This window comes from Paenarthrobacter sp. NPDC092416 (genome assembly GCF_044755025.1).
In the GTDB taxonomy this organism is placed as follows: Bacteria; Actinomycetota; Actinomycetes; order Actinomycetales; family Micrococcaceae; genus Arthrobacter.
The window spans coordinates 146,297-171,336 of record NZ_JBIVQG010000006.1; the positions used below are offsets into that span (position 1 = coordinate 146,297).

The following is a 25,040-nucleotide window of genomic DNA, read 5'->3' on the forward strand; positions in this document are numbered from 1 at the left end:
ACAAAAACCCTTTTTTGGCCCTTTGAGCACCTAGAACGCCAAATTGGCACTCACTTTCCCCATTTCTGCCGGAGTGGAGTCATCGAAACCTGCCACGGCGATGTCGCCCGGCACCTTTAGGCCTGCGTCGGTGAGTTCCCGGACGCTCCCGGCCGCGACGATGTCCGTCCCGCAGAACACGGCGTCCGGAAGGTTTCCTTTTCCGTGAGCCTTTCGCGCGGGAGTGCGACCCGAGTAACCCGAAGTTGCCTTCGCCGAACAGGAACTGATCCTGGCCCCGGCCCGCTTCACTGAGCGCCTGGCGGAAACCCTCCTCACGCAGCCGGCCCGAACGGGCACCTCTGTGCGCGAGCATTGCCACCCTTTTGCCGCCGGTCTCGATCAGGAGTTTGGTGATGTCGTAGGCGGCCTGACGGTCATCGATGGAGACACTGAATGCTGCCTCGGCGTCGACGATCTCACAGACCTGGACGACGCTCAGTTGCTCGGCGACCGTTTTCACGTCGTCGTCCGGCATTGTTGGGGAGAAGATCACCAGTCCGTCAACGGAGCCGTTGCACAGCATGTCCACGAGCTGCTGCTCCCGATCCAGGTCTCCGTCGATGGCTGCGATGAGGCTGACGTAGCCAGAGTCAGCTGCCGCGTCGCCGACACCTGGGAAGACTTCGCTGATGGTTCTTGGCGAGTGCCAGGACGCGCATGGTGCGGTCTCTTCGAAGATCCCTTGCCGAAGCCAACGGACGATAACTGAGCTCGCGGATTGCGGCGTTGACCTTCTCCTTGGCCGCCGCACTGACGGCGGAACTTCCGTTCAGAACGCGCGACACAGTCCCCACAGACACACCCGCCGTCCTGGCGACATCCTGAACTGTCGGCCGAGCCATTCGTGTTCCTTCCGCGAACAGTCACCATAGTCATAGCCGCCACGTCATCACCGTGCCCACTGGCGTTCCTCAGCATAGCTGGAGAATGGGAGTCGGATGCCTGGGAGTCTCGAAGTGTCGGTACACGGGATGAGCTAGACGACAGAGCCGAAAGCGGTCGATTCTCTGACAACGGTCCGGAGCAGTGGCGCCACAGCCCCAGCTTCGAATTTAGCCGTGATCTCCTGTTCCTGAAGGGGGCGATACCGCCGCATCTGAGTGGTCTCTGCATGCGAGATATCACTAAAACATGACTTGAAGACACGGCATGGACCGGCAGCTTCGCACGATTATCGAACCTAGGCAAGAAATAGACATAACTCGGTCCATACAGATCAAAATCAAGTAGTCGTCATGGGTACGCCCATCCGCAAACAAGCTATCGGAGTGTCAACCCTTGGCTGCTGGCGCTGGAGACCGATGCCGGCCGCATAGACCGGACAAACTGCTACTAGGCACCGTACCCCCGCCGGCACTTGGGTGACCGGTGCTTCCCGCTCGCTTGAAGGTGTTTGCATGGGTGCTTACGGCCCTTCCCCGGGCAGAGATAACTGGGCTTCTCCCTAAAGACTTAGGCTCGCTCCAACGAAGACGGCCAGGCGTGGACAGTTGAGGACAAGAGGGTCCTGTTAGGGACTAAGTCTGATCGCCATGCGGATTTGCCCATCTTGGCGACAAAATCATGAGTAAGCCACAACGTCGCCAAAACTTCACGTAGGATTTGTTCGTTCTGACGGCGTCCCGCGACTACCCGGGGCCTTATTTGGGGGCAGTATGAACTCTGTAGATGGAAGACTCGCAACGCGCGACACGGTGGATGCGTGACACCCACAATGACGACGAGTAATGCGCTTCTAGCAAGTCTCGCAATAATCAAGGCCAACTGGGACGTTTCTCAGGAGAGTTACGTTGATAACTTCCTGCCGTTCTTCCTTGACGCAGCGAAAGAAGCTGCTGGAGCGCCCCTATCAGCTCTTGCCGCTAAAACACATATCCGCGAACGTTTCGGCATCGACATCCCAGAGGGTGTCCTCTCTACCTTAAGCCGACGAGCTGCGCAGAAGAAGCTCGGTCATCGCGAGAATGGAAGTTTCGTAGCGGACAGATCCCAGCTTGATGGAATCCGGGACCTTGGGCGACAAAAGGCCGATCATTTGCGGAGGCAGACGGCGTTGGTCAGTCAGCTGATCAACTTTGCAGAAGAACGCTTCCAACGCACCCTCAGCATCGAGGAAGCCGAGGACGCCCTCTTGGACCACATCGAAGCCCACTCGGTCCCATTGCTGGGGTCCGTTGTCAACGGCGCACCCTACGATGCTCGCCCGTCGTCGTCGTCAGACAAAACGACGGAATACATTGTAAATGCCTTCGTCGGTCATGTCGTTAGTAGCATGCCGGATGCCTTTGAGCATCTGGAAGCTGTCGTAAAGGGCAGCATGCTGGCGGTTTCCCTCTACCTTCCGAATGGTAGCGAACTTGGTCGACGAATAGATCGCACCACATTCTATTTAGATGCTCCGGTTCTCTTGAAGGCACTCGGCTACGAGGGGCAAGATGCCATGGAAGCAGCAAAGGATCTCATCATTTTGTCTCGAGACGCGGGGGCCAACCTAGCTTGCTTCGAACACAGTGTTAGTGAAGTTCGAGGAATACTCCAGCGCTCGGCTTCAAAGGCCTCCCAAGGGGCTTTCCATGGAAGCAACCGACGAGCAACGGATTCGCACTTTGCAAGCATGGGCGTAACTGCCAGCGACATTCTCCTTATGTCTCAGCGCCTCGACGATGATATCAATGCACTTGGAGTGGCGATCCAGGAACGCCCTGACCCCTCGCCTGCTCTGACGATCGACGAGTTGGCGCTGGAAGACTTGATGGGGGAGTCCATGGGTTATTCCAGCCGAGATGCCCTCCTCAACGACCTAGACAGTCTGACGGCTGTGCACCGCCTCCGGGGCGGGCGAAGCAGCTCAAGGTTGGAGACCTGCCGAGCGCTACTGGTCACCACCAATGCTGGTTTGGCGCGCGTCGGTCGTAGTTTCTTCATGCGTGGAGGCGACCACGAGTGGCCGCCTGCACTTACCGATCACCATCTGGCGACACTCGTTTGGCTCAAGAAGCCACAAGCAGCACCTAACCTACCCCGGGCCCAGATCCTGGCCGACTGCTTTGCAGCGCTAGAGCCGGGAGGGCGTATTTGGGATCGGTATTTGGGCGAGATCCAGCGTCTAAGTCATACAGGTGAAATCTCTGAATCGGATGTAATGCTGCTGCGTTACTCGACCGAGGCCGAGAGAAGCCTCATGGACAGAACCATGGGAGATGCCGACCGAGTTACATCCACGACGGTGGCCGACATTCTCGAAACCGTTAAGGCGGAAATCCTTTCACCCGCTGAAGGGGAACGTGACGCCGCGGTCATCGCCGTAAGCACCATACGCAACGAGCTCGAGGGCACAACTCAGGCCCTGGAAGCCCGAGAGGGTGAGTTGGCGGAGGAGCGGGCAGCCAAGCAAGCTGCAGGTGAACATGCGGAATCCCTTGAATCTCGACTGGCTCAACTTGAGACGGCCGATCAAAACCGTCGGCAACGAGCAACCAAAAAAGCACAGCGCCGAGCTCTCACCATTCATCGATGCTTTATCGGAGTATGCGCAGGCATCATCCTCTTCTCGATCGCCGCCACGGTTCTCCCTGACGGCATAATCCCGGGGTGGGCAAAACCGGCGGCGCCTTGGACCATTTCCTTCTCCGTCGTTGCAAGCGGATTGACGTTGTTTTTGGGGGGAAGCATTTGGGGCACCGCGGGATGGCTCCGGCGGCAAGTCGAGCATCGATTGGAGAAGCGTTACCTTGCTCAAGTCGGCGACTAAAGGTGCAGGTACGATAAAAGACGTCTGTCGCTCTCGACTGATGTCTTGTGGCTTCGGGCCACCCTAAGGAGCCAAGCAGCCAACGAGTAGAATACGTACTTTGGGAAGCTGGCGGCAACTAACCGTCCTGCTGGTGGATTGGACCTCTCACGCAACCTGCCACGACCTTGAGCGATCGCTAACCAGTCGTAGCATCTGCCTAACATTCCTAGCTGAGAATAACCAGACTCGTAATTCCCAAACCCGTCGTCGAGGTCGTCGAGCATTTTGTCCTTCGGTTCGACCAGTGGCTGACCGTCTGCGTGTCTCCTTAAATATGGGCGCGACATATCGAAGCGGAGACGGGACCTAGTTCGTGCGGCCGCATTAGGACTGCTCGCCATATTTGGTTCTGGATAATTAATCCATACGACCGCGTCCCAAGTGATGGCATCGACCTCGTAATGGCAAGATAGATCGGTGAGTGCACCTGACCTGACAGCCGAAATGATGGAGCAATTTAGAAGCTCTGGGGCTGAGAACCATTCGACAATTCTGCTAGGGGCTGGGGCTTCGACGACTTCAGGATTGCCGGATTGGGACACGTTTGCCACCCGCTTGTTGCGGCAAAGCAACTCAGTGCCCGACGATGAGACTGCGAACTTGTTGCTCTCCCGTCAAGATCCATTATTAGTAGTAGAGGCAGCACGCGCAGCGGCTGGGGACAAGTGGGAACAGAAGCTCCGCAAGGCACTCTATGAAGGCGTAACACAACTCGATCCCTCGCCACTCCACTTGGCTGCGGTGGGCCACCTGCTGACAGGTAACGGCGACACAAGTCTCGTGACTCTCAATTTTGACACTTTGCTTGAATCCGCAATATGCGAGGAAGAGGCTTCCTCCGCGCCAGTCTCTGCCGTGGACGGTGCCGACTACGGTCAACAGCGCGTAGTCACCCATCTTCACGGCGTCATTAGCCCGACTTCGTCGGTGGGGGTCATACTTACGCTCAATGACTTCACCGATTTGATCGCGAATGCTAATTCCTGGCAGTACGAGTACTTAGAGAAGGCAGTTTCTCGAGGTGCTCTTATCATCGCGGGGACGTCCTACCGGGACCCCGACGTACGCCAGTGGCTGCACCTGGCCCTAAAGGGCAAGCCGAAGGATCACGCTGCTCTTGTGCTTCTCGCCAGACAGGCCTTTTCTCTGTCCAAGCCCCAATTCCAAAAGACCCAGCGAGCGTTGAGTGACCAATGGCGGGCAGTTGGTCTTGAACCTGTGCTGCTTCAGGACCATGCGGATGCGGCACAAATCATCCAAGAACTTCGGTATGTCCATCGCGAAGACTATGAGGCGCCCCAGGAACGTGCTTCTCAGATCTGGGCAGCGCATGCCACTAACTTTGCCACCCTGCAGGAGACATATGTAGAAGAGTTGAACAAAAACTCCACCGACCTGCGGGACGTACTCGACGTGGATCGGTTGAATGTTTCCCTTTGGATAGCTGATGGGGTAGGAAAGCTCACGCGATGGGCCGCTCAGGATCGTCTCTACCGTGACTTAGCGACGCTCCGAACTGTGGATACGGGCCATGACAGCCCGTGGATTGCTGGGCAATCATTGGGATCCGACACGCTCTTGTTCAAGAATCTTGAAACAGAGAATACGAGGCAATGGAAATCAGTCCTCGCGCTTCCCATACCCGTACCCCACCCCACTATGCCAACGCTCTCAGCCGCGGTTCTTACCATTGGGCTCCCGCTGGCCGCAGAAAAATTCGAGTCCTCAAAATTTTTGTGGGGCGAGAAGCTCATGGAGATCGCAGACGACTGGGGCGATCAACTAAGCGCAGTAGCCTTCCCAGCCTCGGGGCGTACACTTTAGACCTAGGCGAAAGGAAATCTGTTGGCAGCTAACAGCAGCGCAAGCTCATATCAAAGTCTCGGCAATGGAGTTTTCCGGGTTGGAGGCGCTGTTCGTCGTAGTGCCGTAACGGGCCGATACAGTGCAAAGTCTTCGTCTTCGTCGGTATCCGGCCGAAGCGGTGGAAGCGCCGGAAAGTCCACCCCCGCTCCAAACCCCAAGGAACCGCGAGGCAAGTAGCCCGTCATGGGTCTGACCTGTGGTTGACCACCGACGGATCGCCCATAGTGGATCGTTTGCGTCGGGAGATCTTGGCCGTTCATCACTCGACCAGCCCGTCCCTTAGAGCAAGCACAGCAGCCTGGCTACGCCTCGCTTCAAAAGGCCTTCTTAGCGTTGCCCTTATGCACATCAATAGTTGTGCGCCGCCTGCCCTGCGTCTCGTCCGCTGCACCGTGCGCTGTTGCCAGCCCAAAAAGCACGCGCCACCTGCACAGTGACGCCTCTGCCACCGGACGCAGTCCGCCATGGCTTGCATCGTATACGCCCAATTCGTTGCTTCCCGAGTAGGACTCAGCCGACTACCGGCGGCTAATACACGGCCGGCCTGAATCATGCGTGCCTCTCGACGCCGCAGTCCCGACTGCATGCCACGCCACACGGAATCCGCTGTCCAGCCCATTGAGTTGAGCCCCGTGCCGCAAACTAAATCTGCTTCCGGCTACGAGCCCGCCTCAGGCCCTGCCTGACAAACGTCTTGGTATCCCAAACCCCACCTCCCCACCCACCCCCCTTGACTCCCACCCTCACCTTCCCTAAACTTTTCATAAAGCAGAATCTAAATTCCACAAAGCGGAAACTGAAGCCAAGCACCAAGGCGGCAGCCAAGCAACCCGGAAGATAGATCAAAGCCCCTCCTCGGAAGGACCTACGATGACGTACACAGTGAACTGCTCCATCCTCCTGACGGAGCTGCCCTTGCTCGAGCGCCCCGCCGCCGCGAAGACAGCCGGTTTTGACGCCGTCGAGTTCTGGTGGCCCTTCGAGACCTCCGTCCCCAGCGACGCACAAGTAACCGAGTTTGAAACCGCCATCAAGGACGCCGGCGTTCAGCTCACGGGCCTGAACTTCAACGCCGGCAACATGCCCGGCGGCGACCGCGGCCTGGTCTCCTGGCCGGCACGCTCCACGGAATTCCAGGACAACATCGACGTCGTCGCCGGCATCGGTGAGCGCCTCGGCTGCAAGGCCTTCAACGCCCTCTACGGCAACCGCATCGACGGCGAATCGGCCGAGAAGCAGGACGCCATCGGTGCCGAAAACCTCGCAACCGCAGCAGCCGGCGTCGCCCGTATCGGCGGAACTGTCCTCCTCGAACCGGTGAGCGGCGCACCCAAGTACCCGCTCCTCACGGCTGAAGACGCACTCAAGGTCATCGCCCGCGTCAAGGCAGAATCCGGCGCCACCAACGTCAAACTCCTCGCCGACTTCTACCACCTGGCAGTCAACGGCGACGACGTCGAATCCGTCATCGAGAACCACGCCAAGGACTTCGGCCACATCCAGATCGCCGACAACCCCGGCCGTGGCGCTCCCGGAACCGGCACGCTCCCCCTCGGCGAGTGGATCGCCCGCAGCCGCGAACTCGGCTACGACGGCTACATCGGCCTCGAGTACAAGGAACCGCAGGAGACGGCTTTCAGCTGGGCCATCCGCCAGCGCGCCAACGCCAACTAAGCCCCGCCCGCCCAACTAAGTAGCAGCAGAGCGCGTTTAGGACCCTCAAAACGCGCACTAATGCGACCTAGTTGGGTAAGCACACCTGAGTTAGCGCACTCGAGTTAAAAGACACACACAGACTTCAGACACACAGACTTCCCCGGAAAGAGAACCAAAATGAGCAACGTTGCAGTCATCGGCCTCGGAATCATGGGCCTTCCCATGGCCATCAACCTCGTCAAGGCCGGCCACACGGTCACCGGTTTCAACCGCAGCCAGGATAAGATCGACAAGCTCGTCTCCGAGGGCGGCCAGGGCGCCACGAGCATCGCGGACGCAGTCAAGGACGCCGACGTCGTCATCACCATGGTCCCGGACTCCCCCGATGTTGAGGGCGTAGTCAGCGGCAAGGACGGCGTCTTCGCCAACGCGAAGAAGGGCGCACTCTGGATCGACGCTTCCAGCATCCGCCCGGACGTCGCAGCCCGGCTCGCAGCAGACGCCAAAGAAGCAGGCATCCGCCCCCTCGACGCACCGGTCTCCGGTGGCGAACAGGGCGCCATCGACGCCGTCCTGTCCATCATGGTCGGCGGCGAAGCTGCTGACTTCGAGGCAGCACAGGATGTCCTCAACGCAGTGGGCAAGACCATCGTCCACGTCGGCCCGTCCGGCTCCGGCCAGACCGTCAAGGCAGCCAACCAGCTGATCGTGGCCGTCAACATCCAGGTCTTGGGCGAGGCCATCGCCTTCCTTGAGGCCTACGGCGTAGACACCGACGCAGCACTGAAGGTCCTCGGCGGCGGCTTGGCCGGCTCCAAGGTCCTGGACCAGAAGGGCCAGAAGATGCTCGACCGCAACTTTGACCCCGGTTTCCGTCTGGCTCTCCACCACAAGGACCTCGGCATCGTCACCTCCGCAGCCCGCGAAGCCAACGTCGCTGTCCCGCTCGGCGCAGTCGTAGCCCAGCTCGTCGCCGCAACCGTCAACCAGGGCGACGGCGGCCTCGACCACTCGGGTCTCTTCAAGCAGGTTCTCCAGCTCAGCGGCCGCAACTAACCCAGCCGCCCAAGAGGCAACAAAAGCAACAAAGCAGGGAACCCGCCGTCGTACTAAAACGACGGCGGCTCCCTCACCACACCCAAAAACACCCCAGACTTCGCCCGTAAGGGCAAAAAACAAGGAGTACACCATGGCTAAGATGCGCACCGTTGACGCGGCAGTCGCCATCCTGGAAAAGGAAGGCGCCACCGAGGCTTTCGGCCTGCCAGGCGCAGCGATCAACCCCTTCTATTCAGCAATGCGTGCCCACGGCGGCATCCGCCACACGCTGGCCCGCCACGTTGAAGGCGCCAGCCACATGGCTGACGGTTACAGCCGCGCAGCTGATGGCAACATCGGCATCTGCATCGGCACGTCGGGCCCTGCTGGCACGGACATGATCACCGGCCTGTACGCAGCTTGGGCAGATTCCATCCCCATGCTCTGCATCACCGGCCAGGCACCCGTTGCCAAGCTGCACAAGGAAGACTTCCAGGCTGTGGACATCGAGTCCATCGCCAAGCCGGTCACCAAGATGGCCATGACCATCCTGGAGCCGGGCCAGGTTCCCGGTGCTTTCCAGAAGGCGTTCCAGCTGATGCGCTCGGGTCGTCCGGGCCCGGTCCTGCTGGACCTGCCCATCGACGTGCAGATGGCCGAGATCGAGTTCGACATCGAGACCTACGAGCCCCTGCCCATCGAGAAGCCCAAGGCTTCCCGCAAGCAGCTGGAAAAGGCCCTGGACATGCTGACCTCGGCCCAGCACCCGCTGATCGTTGCCGGTGGCGGCATCATCAACGCCGGCGCTTCGGCCCAGTTGGTTGAGCTGGCCGAAATCCTGAACGTTCCGGTTATCCCCACCCTGATGGGCTGGGGCGCCATCCCGGACGACCACCAGCTGATGGCCGGCATGGTTGGCCTGCAGACCTCGCACCGCTACGGCAACGAGACGTTCCTGCAGAGCGACTTCGTGATCGGCATCGGCAACCGTTGGGCCAACCGCCACACCGGCGGCCTTGACACCTACACGGCCGGCCGTAAGTTCGTGCACATCGACATCGAGCCGACGCAGATCGGTCGCGTTTTCTCGCCGGACTTGGGCATCGCGTCCGACGCCGGTGCGGCGCTGGACGGTCTGATCGAGCTGGCACGCGAGCGCCAGTCGGCTAAGACCCTGCCGGACTACTCGGGTTGGGTTGCCGAGTGCCAGGAGCGCAAGGGTTCCCTGCACCGCAAGACCAACTTCGACAACGTGCCCATCAAGCCGCAGCGCGTGTACCAGGAGATGAACAAGGCCTTCGGCCGCGACACCACCTACGTGTCCACCATTGGCCTGTCGCAGATCGCCGGCGCACAGATGCTGCACGTGTTCGGTGCCCGCAAGTGGATCAACGCCGGCCAGGCCGGTCCGCTGGGTTGGACCGCTCCCGCTGCTCTCGGCGTGGTGAGGGGAACCCCGGAAGCCACCGTTGTTGCCCTGTCCGGTGACTACGACTTCCAGTTCATGATCGAAGAACTGGCCGTGGGCGCACAGTTCAACCTGCCGTACATCCACGTTGTGGTGAACAACAGCTACCTGGGCCTGATCCGTCAGAGCCAGCGCGGTTTCAACATGGAACAGAACGTTTCCTTGGCCTTCGAGAACATCAACTCCCCGGAGACCAACGGCTACGGCGTTGACCACATCAAGGTTGCCGAAGGCTTGGGCTGCAAGGCCATCCGCGTTGAGAACCCGGACGACATGCCGGCAGCTTTCGACAAGGCCAAGGCACTCATGGGCGAGTTCAAGGTTCCCGTGGTGGTTGAAGTGATCCTGGAAAAGATCACCAACATCTCCATGGGCGTGGAGATCAACGCCGTGAACGAGTTCGAAGAGCTGGCAGAGACCGCTGCGGACGCACCCACCGCGATCCTCGCCAAAGCCTAAAGAGAAACCAAGGCCGAACTAAAACACGAAGGAGGCACCGGAATGCGTGTTGTCATCGCCCCGGACAAATTCAAGGGCTCGCTGTCCGCGCCCGACGTCGCCAAGCACCTGGCAACAGGCCTGCTGGCGGGGTTCGGCCACGGCATACAAGCAACACGCATTCCGGTGGCCGACGGCGGCGAAGGAACCATCGACGCCGCCATCGGCTCCGGCTTCACCCGCCGGACCACCACCGTCACCGGCCCGCTGGGCGAACCCGTGCAGGCTGATTTTGCGATCAAAAACACGGAAGCTGTCATCGAAATGGCGGCTGCTTCCGGTCTCGCCCTCCTGCCGGACGGCCCCACGAGCGAAACCGCACGTAAAGCCACCAGCATCGGCACCGGCGAATTGATCCGCGCCGCGCTGGACCTCGGCTGCCGCAAGATCATCCTGGGTGTGGGCGGCAGCGCCAACACCGACGCCGGTGCAGGAGTCCTGCAGGGCCTCGGCGCCGTGTTCCTGGACAAGGACGGCAACGAACTCCCCGGCGGCGGTGCGGCACTGGCGGAGATCGACAGCATCGACTTCGCCAACTTCGACGTCCGGTTGGAGGCAACCGAGTTCGTGTTGGCGTCCGACGTCGACAATCCCCTTTTGGGGGCCAGCGGAGCCCCAGCCATCTTCGGTCCGCAGAAGGGCGCGACGCCGGACGATGTCACCGAACTGGACGCGGCACTGCAACACTTCGTGGACGTCCTCGCCAAAACAGCAGGCCAGCAGGCAAGGAGCGCCGCCAAGGCGCCCGGCGCCGGAGCAGCAGGCGGCGTTGGCTACATTGCCATCGCGGCACTGAAGGCAGAGCGGCGGCCGGGTATCGACGTCGTACTCGAATTCACTGATCTTGAGCAGAGGCTCAAGGGCGCCGATCTGGTGATCACCGGAGAAGGCAGCCTGGACGAACAAAGCCTGCTCGGCAAGACCCCCATGGGCGTCTCCCGCGCGGCACAGAGGAACGGGGTTCCCGTGATCGCAGTCTGCGGCCGGAGTACCCTGAGCCGGGAACAACTAAACGACGCCGGCTTCCACACGGTCCACGCTCTGACCGATCTGGAAAAAGATGTCCAAAAATGTATCGCTGAAGCAGGTCCGTTGCTTGAACAATTGGGTAAGCACATAGGCGTGTACCTGGCGGAACGGACCGAAAACAAGGAGTACCTCAATGTCTGAAGCAATCGGCGCCTATGACCTCGTTATCCGGGGCCAGCGCATCCTGACCACCGCTGGCCTCGCAGCCCGCGAAGTTGGTATCCGCGACGGCATCATCGTCGCCATCGAACCGCTCGGCAACGGCCTCACCGGCACCGAGGTCATTGAACTGACAGACGAAGAAACCCTCATCCCCGGCCTGGTGGACACGCACGTCCACGTCAACGAGCCCGGCCGCACCGAGTGGGAAGGCTTCGCCTCCGCCACCCGCGCCGCAGCTGCCGGTGGCGTCACCACCATCATCGACATGCCGCTGAACAGCATCCCGCCCACCACCAGCGTGGACGGCCTGGAGCAGAAGCGCGTTGTGGCCAAGGACCAGGCGTTCGTGGACGTCGGATTCTGGGGCGGTGCCATCCCGGGCAACAAAAAGGATCTCCGCCCGCTGCACGACGAAGGCGTTTTCGGCTTCAAGTGCTTCCTCCTGCACTCCGGCGTGGACGAGTTCCCGCACCTGGACGCGGATGAGATGGAAGAGGACATGGCTGAGCTCAAGTCCTTCGACTCCCTCATGATCGTGCACGCCGAGGACTCCCACGCGATCGACCGCGCCCCGCACCCGGGCGGCGACCACTACGAGACCTTCCTTGCCTCCCGCCCCCGTGGCGCCGAGAACAAGGCAATCGCCGAGGTCATCGAACGCGCCCGCTGGACCGGCGCCCGCGCCCACATCCTGCACCTTTCATCCTCCGACGCGCTGCCGATGATCGCCTCAGCAAAGCGCGACGGCGTCAACCTCACCGTTGAGACGTGCCCGCACTACCTGACGCTCATGGCCGAAGAGATCCCCGACGGCGCCACGGCCTACAAGTGCTGCCCGCCGATCCGTGAAGCCTCCAACCGCGAGCTCCTCTGGAAGGGCCTCCAGGACGGCACCATCGACTGCATCGTCTCGGACCACTCCCCCTCAACGCTGGACTTGAAGGACCTGGAAAACGGCGACTTCGCGGTTGCCTGGGGCGGCGTTTCCTCGCTCCAGCTGGGCCTGTCCCTGATCTGGACCGAGGCCCGCCACCGCGGCATCTCCTTGGAACAGGTCGTGTCCTGGATGGCTGAGAAGCCCGCCGCCCTGGCCCGCCTGCACAACAAGGGACAGCTCGCCCTGGGCTATGACGCCGACTTCTCCATCTTCGCTCCGGATGAAGCCTTCGTTGTGGACGTCACCAAGCTCAAGCACAAGAACCCGATCACGCCCTACGACGGTCGCCCGCTGTCCGGCGTCGTCCGCAAGACGTACCTGCGCGGCACCGTGATCGACGGCCAGAACCCCGGCGGCAAGCTGATCCGCCGCGGTGGCGTCTAGGTCAACCGCCATGGCAGTCAATGCCTACGGGCCGCCGCCCACCCGCTTTCCCGGCGGATCTGCCTCGCGTGGATCCGCCCGGCGGCAGGGCTTGAGCGAACGGAACGGCCTGAGCGCGCGCGGCCTCGCCCTCTGGGTCAACCCGGCCGAGGGCGACGAGATTGATCCCGCAGTCTGGGAACGGGCAGCACGCCTTGTGCTGGCCCGGGCCAAGAAACTTGCCCCGGAGGCGGAAGTCCGCATCTGGCCCGCCATCGGGGCAGAACAATCCGGCGTCGGCGATTCCTCCTGGGGCGGCACTCCGCAGGACACCGCCGACGCCGGTACCCACCCCGCCCTCTCCCTCGCAGACGCACTGGCTGACGGAAATTCCCCGTCAAACGGACGAGTCACCTCCGCACGCGAGGGTGATGAGTCCGTTAGCCGGGGTCAGATCGGAAGCGGCAGTACCGCCGTCGAGCCTGTCATGTTGGCAGGGCGGCGCAGCCAACTTGCAATTGACCTCGCCGCTGAAGTAGTACTGCTCGACGGCGTCCCGGTTGCCTTTACTGGCATGGAATACAAGCTGCTGCGCTACCTCGTGGTGAACTGCTCCAGGGCCATTAGTCGTGAAGAATTGCAACGTTTCTTGGAGTCATTTGACCTCCCGGGCGCGGCATTTCGCTCGATCGACGTTTATGTTGGAAGGGTACGGCGGAAGCTTGGAGCTGCCCGCCACACTGTCTCCACCGTCCGTGGAGGCGGCTACCAGTTCGTGCCGGGGCCATATGCCACCGTGCGCGGACCCGCGGAATACAGCATCTGATTTTGCTGTTCAGTCCATAGACACTCCGCTTTTGAATGACCATTGCCGGCTTTTTGCTGGTTTGAATGAGCCGGCCACCGCCGGTTGAATGTAAAGGATCGCTATGACCCAGAAACTCATCGTCGGAACGCAGGCACCTGACTTCGCGCTGCTCGACGCCGACGGCACCAAGGTCTCGCTGTCCGACTACCGCGGACGCAACGTCATTGTGTACTTCTACCCGAAAGCTGCCACGCCCGGCTGCACCACCGAGGCCTGCGACTTCCGCGACAACCTCGCCAGCCTCCAGGGCAAGGGCTACGAAGTTATCGGCATCTCCCCGGATGCCCCGGAGGCGCTCTCCGCCTTCACCGGCGAGTTCGCCCTGACCTTCCCGTTGCTTTCCGACGAGAACCACGCTGTTGCCCTGGCCTACGGCGCTTGGGGCGAGAAGCTCGTTGACGGCGAAATCGTCGAAGGCCTGGTCCGCTCCACCGTTGTGCTCGACGGCGAAGGCACGGTCAAGCTCACCCAGTACCAGGTCAGCGCCCAGGGCCACGTCCAGGCTCTGAAGGAAGAGCTGGGCGTCTAACCTTCTCTCACATCCCGGCCCTTTTGAGGGATCGCTCTCCCACATGACGTCAGTCATTTTCTGTAACGCCCGCTCAGTTGCTTGAGCGGGCGTTACATGTCTCTTGACTGAACGTGACAAATGCCCTCAGACAGTAGTTAATGGAGCCATGTCTTCCACTCCGAACAAACGCCGCGCGGTGGTCATCGAGGATGACGCTGACATCCGCGGGCTGCTCGTTGTGGTGCTCCAGCAGCTTGACTTCGAGGTCGCCGAGGCATCGGACGGCCTGACCGGCGTCGAGGCAGTGCGATCCACCGGCGCCGAGCTCGTGACCTTGGACGTCAACCTGCCCGACATTGACGGCATGGAAGTCTGTAGGCGGCTGCGGGAATTCTCTGACGCCTACATATTGATGCTGACGGCCCGCGCCGATGAGCTGGACAGGCTGACCGGCCTGGACACCGGTGCCGACGACTACCTCACCAAGCCTTTCAGCCCCAAGGAACTCCAGGCCCGCATCCGCGCCCTTTTCCGCCGTGCCCGCACCACTGCGGCTCCCACCGAGGACCCGCGCGTTACCGATGAACTGAGCCGCGCGGCAGTGGTGCAGAAGAGCCTTCTGCCGCAAGAGAAAGTGCAGCTGAAGGATTACGACGTCGCTGGCGCCTTCCGTCCGTCGCGCAGCGTTGGCGGGGACTTCTACGACTGGTACCAGACCTCCAACGGCATGCACCTCACTGTCGCCGACGCCATGGGCAAGGGAATGGGTGCGGCACTGATCGCTGCCACAGTCCGCGCTGTGATGCGCTCGGTGGCGGACAGCCCGGCCATCGGGGACGCCTTCGACTCAGCCAGCGCCACCATCGCCGCAGACTTGGGCCAGTCCGGCTCGTTCGTGACCATGTTCCACGCGCGCCTGGACAGCGCCTCGGGCAACGTCAGCTATATCGACGCCGGGCACGGCCTGGCCCTGCATGTCCCGGCCCACGGCGCCACACGCAGGTTGGTCACTGCGGGCCCGCCTGTCGGCGTCCTCGATGGCCAAGAGTGGCCAGCTGCGGACATGCACCTGGACGCCGGCGACTCCCTGGTGATCGTCAGTGACGGAGTGCTGGACGTCTACCCTTCACTCGAAGATTTCATCCGCAGCGTCGAGGAAGCCGTTCGCCAACAGGCCACAGCGGAGGCTGCCTGCGCGGCCGTCCTGGCACTCGCGCCGGCCACAACAGCGGAAGACGACGTCACCGCCGTCGTGGTCCGCCGCAGACCCGACGCCATACTTGCCGCCCACGGCAGAGACGAAGCTCCACAGACCGAAGCTCTTCCGCAGTAAAGCCACAAGATTGGGGGGATTGTGACGCGGTTCTGGACCCGCCTGCTGGTAGTCCTGACAGTCATTCTTGGCGTCAACTACGTCGCGTGGCGCTGGCTTGCGTCCCTGAACTGGGAGGCGTGGTGGATCGCCGTTCCGCTGGTGATCGCCGAGACGTACAGCCTCATTGACGTCATGCTTTTCGGACTGACGGTTTGGAACCTGAAGCTCCGGAAGGCACCGCCGGCAGCGCCTGAGACCGCTACCGTGGACGTTTTCATCACCACCTACAACGAACCGTTGGATCTGGTCCTGACCACGGCGCTGGCCGCGAAGAGCATCCGGTGGCCGCACAGCACGTGGATTCTCGACGACGGCGACCGTCCCGAGATGCGACAACTCGCCGAGTCGAACGGGATCGGTTACGTGACGCGAGGCGCGGACTGGACCCCGGACATGCCGCGGCATGCCAAGGCGGGCAACCTGAACAACGCCCTCATGGTCACCTCGGGCGAGTACCTGTTGATTCTCGACGCCGACCAGATTCCCGAGCCGGAAATCCTGGACCATACGCTGGGCTACTTCAACGACGACCGTGTGGCGCTGGTCCAGACCCCTCAGTACTTCATCAACGTCCCCGCCGACGACCCCCTCGGCAGCCAGGCTCCCCTCTTCTACGGACCCATCCAGCAGGGCAAGGACGGCTGGAACGCGGCATTCTTCTGTGGCTCCAACGCGATCCTGCGCAGGGAAGCCCTCATGCAGCTTGGCCTGGTGGGCTACGTCAAGGCCACAGAGAAGAGCGTCCGTCGGGCCCTCGCCGCGTCCCAGTCCGCCATCAAGAAGGCGCGACATTCCGCGGAAGCCGAAAACCCCTTGGTGGAGCAGATGCTCAACGAGGTTGAGGCAGCAACCAACAACGCCCGGCGGGAACTCGACGCCGGAGCTTCCCTGAGCGAGATCACGTACCGCGTGCGCCGCAAAGTGGACGATGCCGTGCGGACCCTGGTGGCTGCCGACTTCTCTGCACTGCAAGCGGACCTCGAGGAAATCGCTGCCATGGAACTGGCCCACGTCGGAGAGTCCGGTGTCCCAACAGTGGCGGGCGACGCCGTCGACCGTATGTCCGGCCGCGACTGGTCACCGCTGGGCGCGCTCGAATCCGTCCACGCAGTCCTGGACGCCATCTCCGTGGAACGCACCGACGAAGCGCAGCCCGTCATGCCGCTGGCCACCATCTCCGTCACGGAGGACATGGCAACGGCAATGCGCCTGCACGCGCTCGGCTGGAAGAGCGTTTACCACCACGAGATCCTCGCCAACGGCTTGGCTCCCGAGGACGTGAAAACCATGCTGACGCAGCGTCTCCGGTGGGCGCAGGGCACCATGCAGGTGTTGCTCCGTGAAAACCCGCTGGTCCAGCGCGGACTGTCCTGGGGCCAGAAACTCATGTACTTCTCCACTATGTGGAGCTACCTGAGCGGTTTCGCGGCTGTGGTCTACTTCGCCGCGCCGATCATCTACCTGACGCTCGGCATCCTTCCGGTCAGCAGCCTGAGCTTCGACTTTTTCATCCGGTTCATACCGTTCATGGTGGTGAACCAGCTGCTTTTCGTTGTCGCCGGGCACGGGATACCCACCTGGCGTGGCCAGCAATACAGCCTTGCGCTGTTCCCCACCTGGATCAAGGCGTGTACGACGGCGGCACGCAACGTCTGGTTCGGCCGTCCCCTCGGGTTTGCGGTCACCCCGAAAGCACGCCAGAGCGGCGGACCCAGTTGGAGCCTGATCCGGCCACAGATCATTGTGGGCGTGCTACTGGGAGTTGCGCTGGTGGTTGGGGTTGCACGGCTCATAGCAGGCATGGCAGAGCCGCTGGGGACTTTGGTGAACGTTTTCTGGGTCGCCTTCGATTTGGTGGTCCTGAGCGTGCTGGTCAAGGCGGTTTTGTACAAGGGCTTCGTCCCGGAAGTTATTGCAGGTTCAGAAGGTCCTGAACACCCAGAGGAGAGGAATGCTGATGCAGTTTAGCTACGAGGTCAAAGACACTTACGCGGAGGTGAAGGGCGTTGGCCGACTGAACATGGTGGCTGCCCCCAAGCTGCGCGAAGTAGTTGCCGAGGTAGTGGCCGCCGGGTCCAGCCGTGTGGTGGTCAACCTCGCAGAAACCGACTTCATGGATTCTTCAGGTCTGGGCGCCCTCATCGGCTGCCTCAAAGCCGCCCGCCAGGCCGGTGGCGATCTCCGGATCGCCGGCGTCCAGCCTCAGGTCAAGATGGTCCTGGAGTTGACCAACATGGACCGTGTGCTCACCGCCTACCCCACAGTGGAAGCCGCGTTCGGAAATGACTGACGTCATCGCCCGCAGGGGCTACCACGGACCCTCCAACGAGGAAGCAATCGAGGCCATTCACTCCGAGCTCGATGCCCTGTGGGCAGATGCCTCGTTCGTTCCCGACATGGACCGGATGACGTTCACCACCGCCGTGATCGAGGCAGCGGGCAACATCGTCCAGCACGCGCTGCCGGTGGCCGAGAAGCCCGTAGAAATCGGCGTCGACATCAGCGTCCGTCCTGCCCGGCTCCAGGCCCGCGTGAGCGCCTACAACGCCCGCGAGCCCTTTGCGAACGACATGCAGGCATCGTTGCCCCATGACGACGCCGAATCGGGGCGCGGCCTGGCACTCATTGAAGCTTTGGTGACCACCGTGACCTTCGAGCGCCAGGACGGAACCAACACGTGGATCCTGACCCGGGACTCGACGCCGGAAAGCTGACCCACTCTCACATCCCACGGGTTTCCGACGAACGCTCTTTCATGTCCCTTCCGGCTTTCGGGAGGGACGTGAGAGAAGGTTGCCGAAAAACGGGAGGGACGTGAGAGAAGGTCCGAATGGTTCGAACGATCTCTCACATCACGCTCCCAAACTCACGGCTCACGCCTCACGCCTCACGCCTTCGCGATTGCCTCTTTCAACGCACCCAGCACAAGGGTCACCGAAGCACTGTTCGCGTTCGGGCCCATCATGCCGATGCGCCACACGGTGTCCGCGAACTCCCCCACGCCCGCGCCGATTTCCATACTGAAGTTCTCCAGAAGGTAAGCGCGGACGGCAGCCGAGTTGACGCCGTCGGGCACCCTTACGGTGGTGAGGCTGGGCAACCGGGCGCCTTCGGCGGCGAACAGCTCCAGCCCCATGTCCTCAAGCCCGGTCTGCAACGCGGCGCCAGCGGCGCGGTGTCGGGCCTGCACCACGTCGAGGCCCTCGGCGAGGATGCGGTCCAGCGCGGCTTCGAGGCCGGCGATCATGGTGACCGGCGCCGTGTGGTGATACGTCCGGGCGCCGCTGGCCGCGCCGACGTACCCGCCGAGCAGCCCAATGTCCAGGTACCAGGAGCGCGGATCCTTGACGCGGCGCTCAAAAGCGCGGTCGGACACAGTGAACGGCGAAAGCCCCGGCGGCACGCCGAGGCACTTCTGCGTACCTGCGTATCCGACGTCGATGCCCCAGTCGTCTGCCAAAAGCTCCAGTCCGCCGATGGACGTGACGGCGTCGGTGATCAGCAGGGCGTCGCCTTTGCCTGCGCCGAGCGCGGCGATGTCGGATATGACGCCGACCGATGTTTCAGCGTGGACGGCCGCGATCACTTTCGGATGAGGATGGGCTGCCAGCACGCGCTCGGCATCAACGGGCTCCCCCCATTCGTGATCCACCCGTACCACTGTGGCCCCGCAACGCCGGGCCACCTCACACATTCGCGCCCCAAAAAGGCCGTTAACAGCAACGACTGCCACGTCGCCGTCGGACACGGTGTTCACGAAAGCTGCTTCCATGCCGCCGGAACCTGTGGCACTCAGCGGGAGCGTGCGTGCATTAGCGGTGCCCCACACGGTCCGCAGGCCCTCGCACGTGCGGTCCAGGCGCTCGATGAACACAGGATCGAGGTGGCCCAGCACAGGATAGGCCAGAGCGGCCATGGCTTCGGGGTAGCAATTGCTCGGGCCTGGACCGAACAGGAACCTGGACGTCAGAATGTCTGGCATGTGCGAACTCCTTCAGCTGCTTGAGGTCATTCTGCCCCAGTGGGCATAGCTGGGCGAGTAGCGGCATGGCTGGAGCTGCGGCGGGACCCTCAGCTTGGCTTGCCTGCTTCACAGGCTGCGCAAATGTCAGACTGCTAACGTTACTCACCAACGCGAGGCCGCCACGGAGAGGGGACAACAGTGACGACCGAAGGAAAAGAGTCGCCAGAGACGGGCGTGCGCGGCGAGGTCAGTCAGGACCGCTTTGTCGGCGGACAGGATCTCACACGGTGGAAGTCCCCTGTCGGCAGGTTCCTTGCGTCATTGGTGCAGCGGATCACGTCACTGCTCGGGCCGTATGGTGCCTTGATCTTCACGTTGGCCGTCGGCTTGGTGGTGGCTGTTTCGCTGGCCGCGGTGTTTGACGAGGTGTACGAGTCGGTCATCGAGGCCGACGGTGTCGCGGGGCTGGACCACCCGGTGCTGGACGCAGCCAAATCCGTCCGTTCTCCCGCCTTGGACGTGATCGTCACCGCGTACACCAATGTGGGTGGGGGCATCGGCATGCCCATTATTGCGGTCGGGATCATGATCGCCCTGGCCTGGAAGCGCCGCTCCTGGACACCCGTGATCCTGATGGTGGTTGCCGGCGGAGGATCACTCCTCATGACCGTGGTGGGCAAGCCCCTCTTCGGCCGGACGCGCCCGGACCTTGCCGACGCGATTCCGCCATACGAACACTCAGCATCCTTCCCCAGCGGCCACTCGTTGAATTCGATCGTGGTTGCGGGCATCGTCGCGTACTTGATCATCCTCCGGCTCAAAACCAACAAGGCCCGTGTCATCACGGTGCTGACGGCAGGGGTATTCGCCGCAACCATGGGGCTGAGCCGGGTCTATCTCGGGCATCACTGGCTTACGGATGTCTTGGCGGCGTGGGCGCTCGGCATAGCGTGGCTGGCGCTGGTCATCACCGCCCATCGCTTGTATCTCACAGTGCGTGCGCAACGCTCCAAGACGGTATCCTCTTGACACCAGCCTCAAATCCCGGCTTAACTATTACGTATGCTGAAATAACAGTTCCATGATGCGGAAGCAAGAAGTAGAAAGCAGCTTCCTCCTGCCAGCCGGCAGGAGTTCCGCATAGCCCACACCATGGATGCCAGCATTTTGCACAAGGAATGAACAAGCATGGAGCTTGCAGTATTCAACAGTGTTGACCGGGACGAAGCCATCCGACTCCTGAATCCCTGCCTGGACATCAGCCGCTGGGTGGAAGACATCGCGGATGCCCGCCCGTTCACCAGCGTGGACGAACTGCTGGGGCAGGCCCGCCAAGCAGCCGAGCCGTTCACCCCGGAAGAGGTCGAATCGGCCCTTTCGCACCACCCCAGAATCGGCGAACGCCCCAAGGCCCAGACCACGGAGGCAGCAATGTCGCGCTCCGAACAGTCCGGCGTCGACCCGAGCGATGACCAAACGGCAAAAGCACTCGCAGAGGGAAACCTTGCCTACGAGGAGAAGTTCGGAAGGGTCTTCCTGATCCGCGCAGCAGGACGCAGCGCCCAGGAAATCCTCGCCGCCCTCCAAGAGCGACTCACCCACACCCCTGAACAAGAAGACACCATCGTGGCTGGCCAGCTGCGGGAGATCGCCCTGCTGCGCCTCTCCGGCGTGATCAGCGAAGGAGCCAACGCATGACCGTTTCGCAGGTAACCACCCACATCCTCGACACCGGTTCCGGCCGCCCGGCGGCGGGGGTCGCCGTCGTACTTTACGTGCGTGAAGGCGAGAACTGGAGCCTCATCGCCAAGGGCGAGACTGATGCCGACGGTCGCATCAAAACCCTCGGCCCGGAACGGATTCCGGGCGGCGCTTACCGCTTGAACTTCGCCACCGGCGCCTACTACGAGGGGCTCGGCACGGAGACGTTCTTCCCGGAAGTGGACCTGAACTTCACAGTTTCGGACGCCGGCGAGCACTACCACGTGCCGCTCCTGCTCAGCCCGTTCGCGTTCTCGACCTACCGCGGCAGCTAACTCCCCAGCCCAGATGGCACTTAAACCCCATGTTCTCGGAGAACATGGGGTTTAAGTGCCAACAGGCACGGAACGGTAGGCTGGAAGGCATGGCTTCAGAGGACACCACTCCCAACTCCGCCCGCCGCGAGATCACGGTTCGCAGGGCACCCAAGTTCGTTCCCTTCATGATTTTGGGCGCCGTGGTAGGCGCAATCGTGGCCGCAATCATCGCCTACGGCCGACCCGCCGACCCCGCCTTTGACGCCAGTACGGTATTCGGCTTCTTCCTGATCGTCTGCGCGGGCGGCGGAGTCATCCTGTTCTCGGTCCTCGCGCTCGTCTTGGACCGCATCAGCGTCAAGCGCTCCCGGCGCGCTGTAGTGGAGGCCGTTCCGGATTCGGTTCCGGATGAAGGACCAGAGAACGACGGCGGCCGCTAAGCAGGCGTTCAGCCCGCCTCCCGGGCGCTCGGGTCAGCGCCCGGGCACTCGGGTCAGCCGAAGAAAATGTGAGACACGCCGCATTTTCGCCGGAACACGCCAGTTCAAGGGGTCACAAAGGCGGAGCGGGAACTTACCACGGCCACAACATGAGACAATCGACCAGTGGCACGTGGCGACGGAAAACTTTCTCATGATCTTCTCCCCGGCGAAAAAGGCCCCCAGGACGCTTGTGGCGTCTTCGGGGTTTGGGCTCCCGGTGAAGAAGTAGCAAAACTCACCTATTACGGGCTGTATGCGCTGCAGCACCGCGGACAAGAATCGGCTGGTATTGCTACCAGTGACGGCAAGCGCATCAATGTCTATAAGGACATGGGCCTTGTGTCCCAGGTCTTCGATGAGACGACCCTCAATACACTCACCGGGCACTTGGCCGTAGGCCACTGCCGGTACTCAACCACCGGTGCCAGCCACTGGGCCAACGCGCAGCCCACCCTGGGTGCGACAGCAACCGGCACGGTGGCACTGGCCCACAACGGCAACCTGACCAACACCGCTGAGCTCCGGGAAATGATCCTTGAGCGCAACGACGGCCAGCTCACCGGTGAAATGAAGCAGGGCAACACCTCGGACACCGCTCTGGTGACCGCTCTCCTTGAGGGCGAAGAGGGCAAGACGCTGGAGCAGACCGCTCTGGAACTGCTGCCCAAGATCAAGGGCGGTTTCTGCTTCGTCTTCATGGACGAAGGAACCCTCTACGCCGCCCGCGACACTTACGGCATCCGCCCGCTGTGTCTGGGCCGTTTGGACCGCGGCTGGGTGGTTGCCTCCGAGCAGGCCGGTTTGGCCACGGTTGGTGCGAGCTTCATCCGCGAGATTGAGCCCGGCGAGTTCATCGCCATCGATGAGGACGGCGTCCGTTCCCAGCGCTTCGCGGAAGCAACCCCAGCCGGCTGTGTCTTCGAATACGTCTACTTGGCCCGTCCGGATGCCGCCATCGCCGGCCGTTCCGTGTACGAAGCCCGTGTTGAGATGGGCCGGCAACTGGCCCGCGAAAACACGCATGAGGCAGATCTGGTCATTCCGGTTCCCGAGTCCGGCACCCCGGCTGCCGTTGGCTACGCGGAGCAGTCCGGAATCCCGTTCGCGCACGGCTTTGTGAAGAATGCCTATGTGGGCCGCACGTTCATCCAGCCGTCGCAGACCCTGCGACAGCTCGGCATCCGGCTCAAGCTCAACGCCCTGGAATCTGTCATCCGCGGCAAGCGCATCGTTGTAGTGGACGATTCGATCGTCCGCGGTAACACGCAGCGCGCCATCGTACGGATGCTGCGGGAAGCCGGTGCCGCCGCGGTGCACGTCAAGATCTCTTCGCCTCCAGTCCAGTGGCCTTGCTTCTACGGCATCGACTTCGCGTCCCGCGCAGAGCTGATCGCCAACGGCGCCACCATCGACGAGATCTCCCAGGCAATCGGCGCTGACTCGCTGGCCTACATCTCTGAGGACGGCATGATCGGGGCAACGCAGCAGCCGCGCGAACGCCTCTGCACAGCCTGCTTCACGGGCAAGTACCCGATTGAGCTGCCGCACGCAGACAAACTGGGCAAGAACCTGCTGGAACGCACGGACCTGGGCGGGCTGCCTGCTGCCGATGAATCCACTTCAGTGGACGATTCGGAGGATCCGGCCGACAAGCCGGGTGCTACGGGTTGCGACCCCGGGCCCGACGCCGAATTCGAGAACCTCCTGACCGACGCTGATCGTTTGACCGACGCCGACAAGAAAGAGTCTGTATGACCTCCGCAACCCCAGCCGCTGGAAACACCGCGAATACAGCCGGCATCACCTACGCTTCCGCAGGTGTCGACGTCGAAGCGGGAGACCGCGCAGTCGAACTCATGAAGGACGCCGTCAAGGCGACCCACAACTCTTCGGTGATTGGCGGCGTCGGCGGTTTCGCTGGCCTGTACGACGTCTCCAAACTGCTGACCTACAAGAAGCCGCTGCTGGCCACGTCCACGGACGGCGTGGGCACCAAGGTCGCAATCGCCCAGGCCATGGACATCCACGACACCATCGGTTTCGACCTCGTGGGCATGGTTGTGGACGACATCGTAGTTGTTGGCGCTGAGCCCCTCTACATGACCGACTACATTGCCTGCGGCAAGGTTGTCCCGGAGCGTATCGCTGACATCGTCCGCGGTATTGCTGCTGCCTGCTCCGTTGCCGGCACCGCCCTTGTTGGTGGCGAAACCGCTGAGCACCCGGGCCTTCTGGGCGAGCACGAGTACGACGTCGCAGGTGCCGCAACCGGTATCGTCGAGGCCGATGCCCTGCTCGGCCCGGACCGCGTCCGCGCTGGCGACGTCGTCATCGGCATGGCCTCCTCCGGCCTGCACTCCAATGGCTACTCCTTGGTTCGCCGTGTCATCAACCACGCCGGTTGGGCCCTGGACCGCCAGGTTTCCGAGCTTGGCCGCACCCTCGGCGAGGAACTCCTCGAGCCGACCCGCGTCTACGCAGCCGACTGCCTCGACCTTGCCCGCACCTTCCCGGTAACGGGCGACGCAGCTGTTCACGGCTTCAGCCACGTCACCGGTGGTGGCCTGGCCGCCAACCTGGCACGCGTCCTTCCGCAGGGCCTCGTGGCCACGGTTGACCGCAACACATGGGAATTGCCTGCAATCTTCAAGCTGGTTTCCGAGCTCGGCAACGTGCCGCTGGCCGACCTCGAGCGCACGCTGAACCTCGGCGTGGGCATGGTCGCAATCGTTTCCCCCGAAGCTGCGGACGCAGCGGTGGCACGCCTCAACGAGCGCGGTCTGCCTTCCTGGGTCATGGGTACCGTTTCCGCGGATTCCGACTCGATCGACAAGACCGGCACGGACTACGTCCAGGGTGCCAAGGGCGTCGACGGCGGTGCCGTACGTTTGGTGAACGCCTACGCCTAAGCGCGTAGCAAGGTTTGCAAAAGGAGCGGGCGGGCAGTTGATTTTTCAACTGCCCGCCCGC

The 25,040-nt window shown here is 62.2% G+C and carries 21 protein-coding genes and 2 pseudogenes; 19 read left to right on the top strand and 4 right to left on the bottom strand.

Annotated elements, in window-relative coordinates:
* Nucleotides 1-30: 30 nt before the first annotated feature.
* The 3 genes and pseudogenes from ACIQC5_RS13160 to ACIQC5_RS13170 all read right to left on the bottom strand — a co-directional run bounded on the left by ACIQC5_RS13160 (nt 31) and on the right by ACIQC5_RS13170 (nt 884).
* Nucleotides 31-339 carry a substrate-binding domain-containing protein gene (locus ACIQC5_RS13160; RefSeq protein WP_400282812.1) on the bottom strand — a complete coding sequence of 103 codons (309 nt, stop codon included), beginning with the start codon at nt 337-339 and terminating at the stop codon, nt 31-33.
* Nucleotides 332-745: pseudogene (locus tag ACIQC5_RS13165) on the bottom strand (hypothetical protein); the annotation flags it as partial. The gene ACIQC5_RS13160 and the pseudogene ACIQC5_RS13165, both read right to left, overlap by 8 nt.
* Nucleotides 633-884 (bottom strand): LacI family DNA-binding transcriptional regulator, encoded by a 252-nt coding sequence (locus ACIQC5_RS13170; RefSeq protein ID WP_400282814.1) that lies wholly within the window; start codon nt 882-884, stop codon nt 633-635. The pseudogene ACIQC5_RS13165 and the gene ACIQC5_RS13170, both read right to left, overlap by 113 nt.
* 860 nt (nt 885-1,744) lie before the next feature.
* On the opposite strand from ACIQC5_RS13170, the gene ACIQC5_RS13175 reads away from it, so the two are divergent.
* The 13 genes and pseudogenes from ACIQC5_RS13175 to ACIQC5_RS13235 all read left to right on the top strand — a co-directional run bounded on the left by ACIQC5_RS13175 (nt 1,745) and on the right by ACIQC5_RS13235 (nt 18,320).
* Complete coding sequence (locus ACIQC5_RS13175) at nt 1,745-3,793, top strand: hypothetical protein (protein ID WP_400282817.1); 2,049 nt, start codon at nt 1,745-1,747, stop codon at nt 3,791-3,793.
* Between the two features lie 459 nt (nt 3,794-4,252).
* On the top strand, nt 4,253-5,659 hold the full coding sequence (locus ACIQC5_RS13180) for an SIR2 family protein (RefSeq protein ID WP_400282820.1): 1,407 nt from the start codon (nt 4,253-4,255) through the stop codon (nt 5,657-5,659).
* Nucleotides 5,660-6,571: 912 nt separating this feature from the next.
* A complete protein-coding gene (locus tag ACIQC5_RS13185; protein ID WP_400282823.1) occupies nt 6,572-7,375 on the top strand; it encodes a hydroxypyruvate isomerase family protein in 804 nt (267 codons plus the stop codon).
* Between the two features lie 138 nt (nt 7,376-7,513).
* A pseudogene (locus ACIQC5_RS13190) lies at nt 7,514-8,413 on the top strand (2-hydroxy-3-oxopropionate reductase); the annotation flags it as partial.
* A 133-nt stretch (nt 8,414-8,546) separates the two neighbouring features.
* Nucleotides 8,547-10,322, top strand: coding sequence for a glyoxylate carboligase (gene gcl, locus ACIQC5_RS13195; protein ID WP_400282826.1), 1,776 nt, complete (start codon nt 8,547-8,549; stop codon nt 10,320-10,322).
* A gap of 42 nt (nt 10,323-10,364) precedes the next feature.
* Complete coding sequence (locus ACIQC5_RS13200; protein ID WP_400282830.1) at nt 10,365-11,531, top strand: glycerate kinase; 1,167 nt, start codon at nt 10,365-10,367, stop codon at nt 11,529-11,531.
* Nucleotides 11,524-12,873, top strand: coding sequence for an allantoinase AllB (gene allB / locus ACIQC5_RS13205; RefSeq protein WP_400282833.1), 1,350 nt, complete (start codon nt 11,524-11,526; stop codon nt 12,871-12,873). The genes ACIQC5_RS13200 and allB overlap by 8 nt, the downstream gene beginning before the upstream one ends.
* Nucleotides 12,874-12,883: 10 nt before the next feature.
* Entirely contained in the window at nt 12,884-13,678 is a 795-nt protein-coding gene (locus ACIQC5_RS13210) for a winged helix-turn-helix domain-containing protein (protein ID WP_400282836.1), read from the top strand.
* A 103-nt stretch (nt 13,679-13,781) separates the two neighbouring features.
* Entirely contained in the window at nt 13,782-14,249 is a 468-nt protein-coding gene (bcp, locus tag ACIQC5_RS13215; RefSeq protein ID WP_400282839.1) for a thioredoxin-dependent thiol peroxidase, read from the top strand.
* Nucleotides 14,250-14,397: 148 nt separating this feature from the next.
* Nucleotides 14,398-15,564 carry a PP2C family protein-serine/threonine phosphatase gene (locus tag ACIQC5_RS13220; RefSeq protein WP_400282842.1) on the top strand — a complete coding sequence of 389 codons (1,167 nt, stop codon included), beginning with the start codon at nt 14,398-14,400 and terminating at the stop codon, nt 15,562-15,564.
* Nucleotides 15,565-15,585: 21 nt separating this feature from the next.
* Nucleotides 15,586-17,574, top strand: coding sequence for a glycosyltransferase family 2 protein (locus ACIQC5_RS13225; RefSeq protein ID WP_400282844.1), 1,989 nt, complete (start codon nt 15,586-15,588; stop codon nt 17,572-17,574).
* Nucleotides 17,564-17,896, top strand: a complete 333-nt coding sequence (locus ACIQC5_RS13230) for an STAS domain-containing protein (protein ID WP_400283220.1) — start codon at nt 17,564-17,566, stop codon at nt 17,894-17,896. The genes ACIQC5_RS13225 and ACIQC5_RS13230 overlap by 11 nt, the downstream gene beginning before the upstream one ends.
* Complete coding sequence (locus tag ACIQC5_RS13235) at nt 17,889-18,320, top strand: ATP-binding protein (RefSeq protein WP_400282847.1); 432 nt, start codon at nt 17,889-17,891, stop codon at nt 18,318-18,320. The genes ACIQC5_RS13230 and ACIQC5_RS13235 overlap by 8 nt, the downstream gene beginning before the upstream one ends.
* A gap of 173 nt (nt 18,321-18,493) precedes the next feature.
* On the opposite strand, the gene ACIQC5_RS13240 is transcribed toward ACIQC5_RS13235, so the two are convergent.
* Entirely contained in the window at nt 18,494-19,588 is a 1,095-nt protein-coding gene (locus tag ACIQC5_RS13240; RefSeq protein WP_400282850.1) for a pyridoxal-phosphate-dependent aminotransferase family protein, read from the bottom strand.
* A 180-nt stretch (nt 19,589-19,768) separates the two neighbouring features.
* Here ACIQC5_RS13240 and ACIQC5_RS13245 point away from each other — a divergent pair, with 180 nt between their 5' ends.
* The 6 genes from ACIQC5_RS13245 to purM all read left to right on the top strand — a co-directional run bounded on the left by ACIQC5_RS13245 (nt 19,769) and on the right by purM (nt 24,979).
* A complete protein-coding gene (locus ACIQC5_RS13245; protein ID WP_400282853.1) occupies nt 19,769-20,599 on the top strand; it encodes a phosphatase PAP2 family protein in 831 nt (276 codons plus the stop codon).
* Nucleotides 20,600-20,758: 159 nt separating this feature from the next.
* A complete protein-coding gene (gene uraD, locus ACIQC5_RS13250) occupies nt 20,759-21,268 on the top strand; it encodes a 2-oxo-4-hydroxy-4-carboxy-5-ureidoimidazoline decarboxylase (RefSeq protein WP_400282855.1) in 510 nt (169 codons plus the stop codon).
* Entirely contained in the window at nt 21,265-21,606 is a 342-nt protein-coding gene (gene uraH / locus ACIQC5_RS13255; RefSeq protein ID WP_400282858.1) for a hydroxyisourate hydrolase, read from the top strand. Before uraD ends, uraH begins: the two co-directional genes overlap by 4 nt.
* 89 nt (nt 21,607-21,695) lie before the next feature.
* On the top strand, nt 21,696-22,028 hold the full coding sequence (locus ACIQC5_RS13260; RefSeq protein ID WP_400282861.1) for a hypothetical protein: 333 nt from the start codon (nt 21,696-21,698) through the stop codon (nt 22,026-22,028).
* A 165-nt stretch (nt 22,029-22,193) separates the two neighbouring features.
* A complete protein-coding gene (gene purF / locus ACIQC5_RS13265; RefSeq protein ID WP_400282864.1) occupies nt 22,194-23,825 on the top strand; it encodes an amidophosphoribosyltransferase in 1,632 nt (543 codons plus the stop codon).
* Nucleotides 23,822-24,979, top strand: a complete 1,158-nt coding sequence (purM, locus tag ACIQC5_RS13270) for a phosphoribosylformylglycinamidine cyclo-ligase (protein WP_400282867.1) — start codon at nt 23,822-23,824, stop codon at nt 24,977-24,979. Before purF ends, purM begins: the two co-directional genes overlap by 4 nt.
* Nucleotides 24,980-25,040 lie beyond the last annotated feature (61 nt).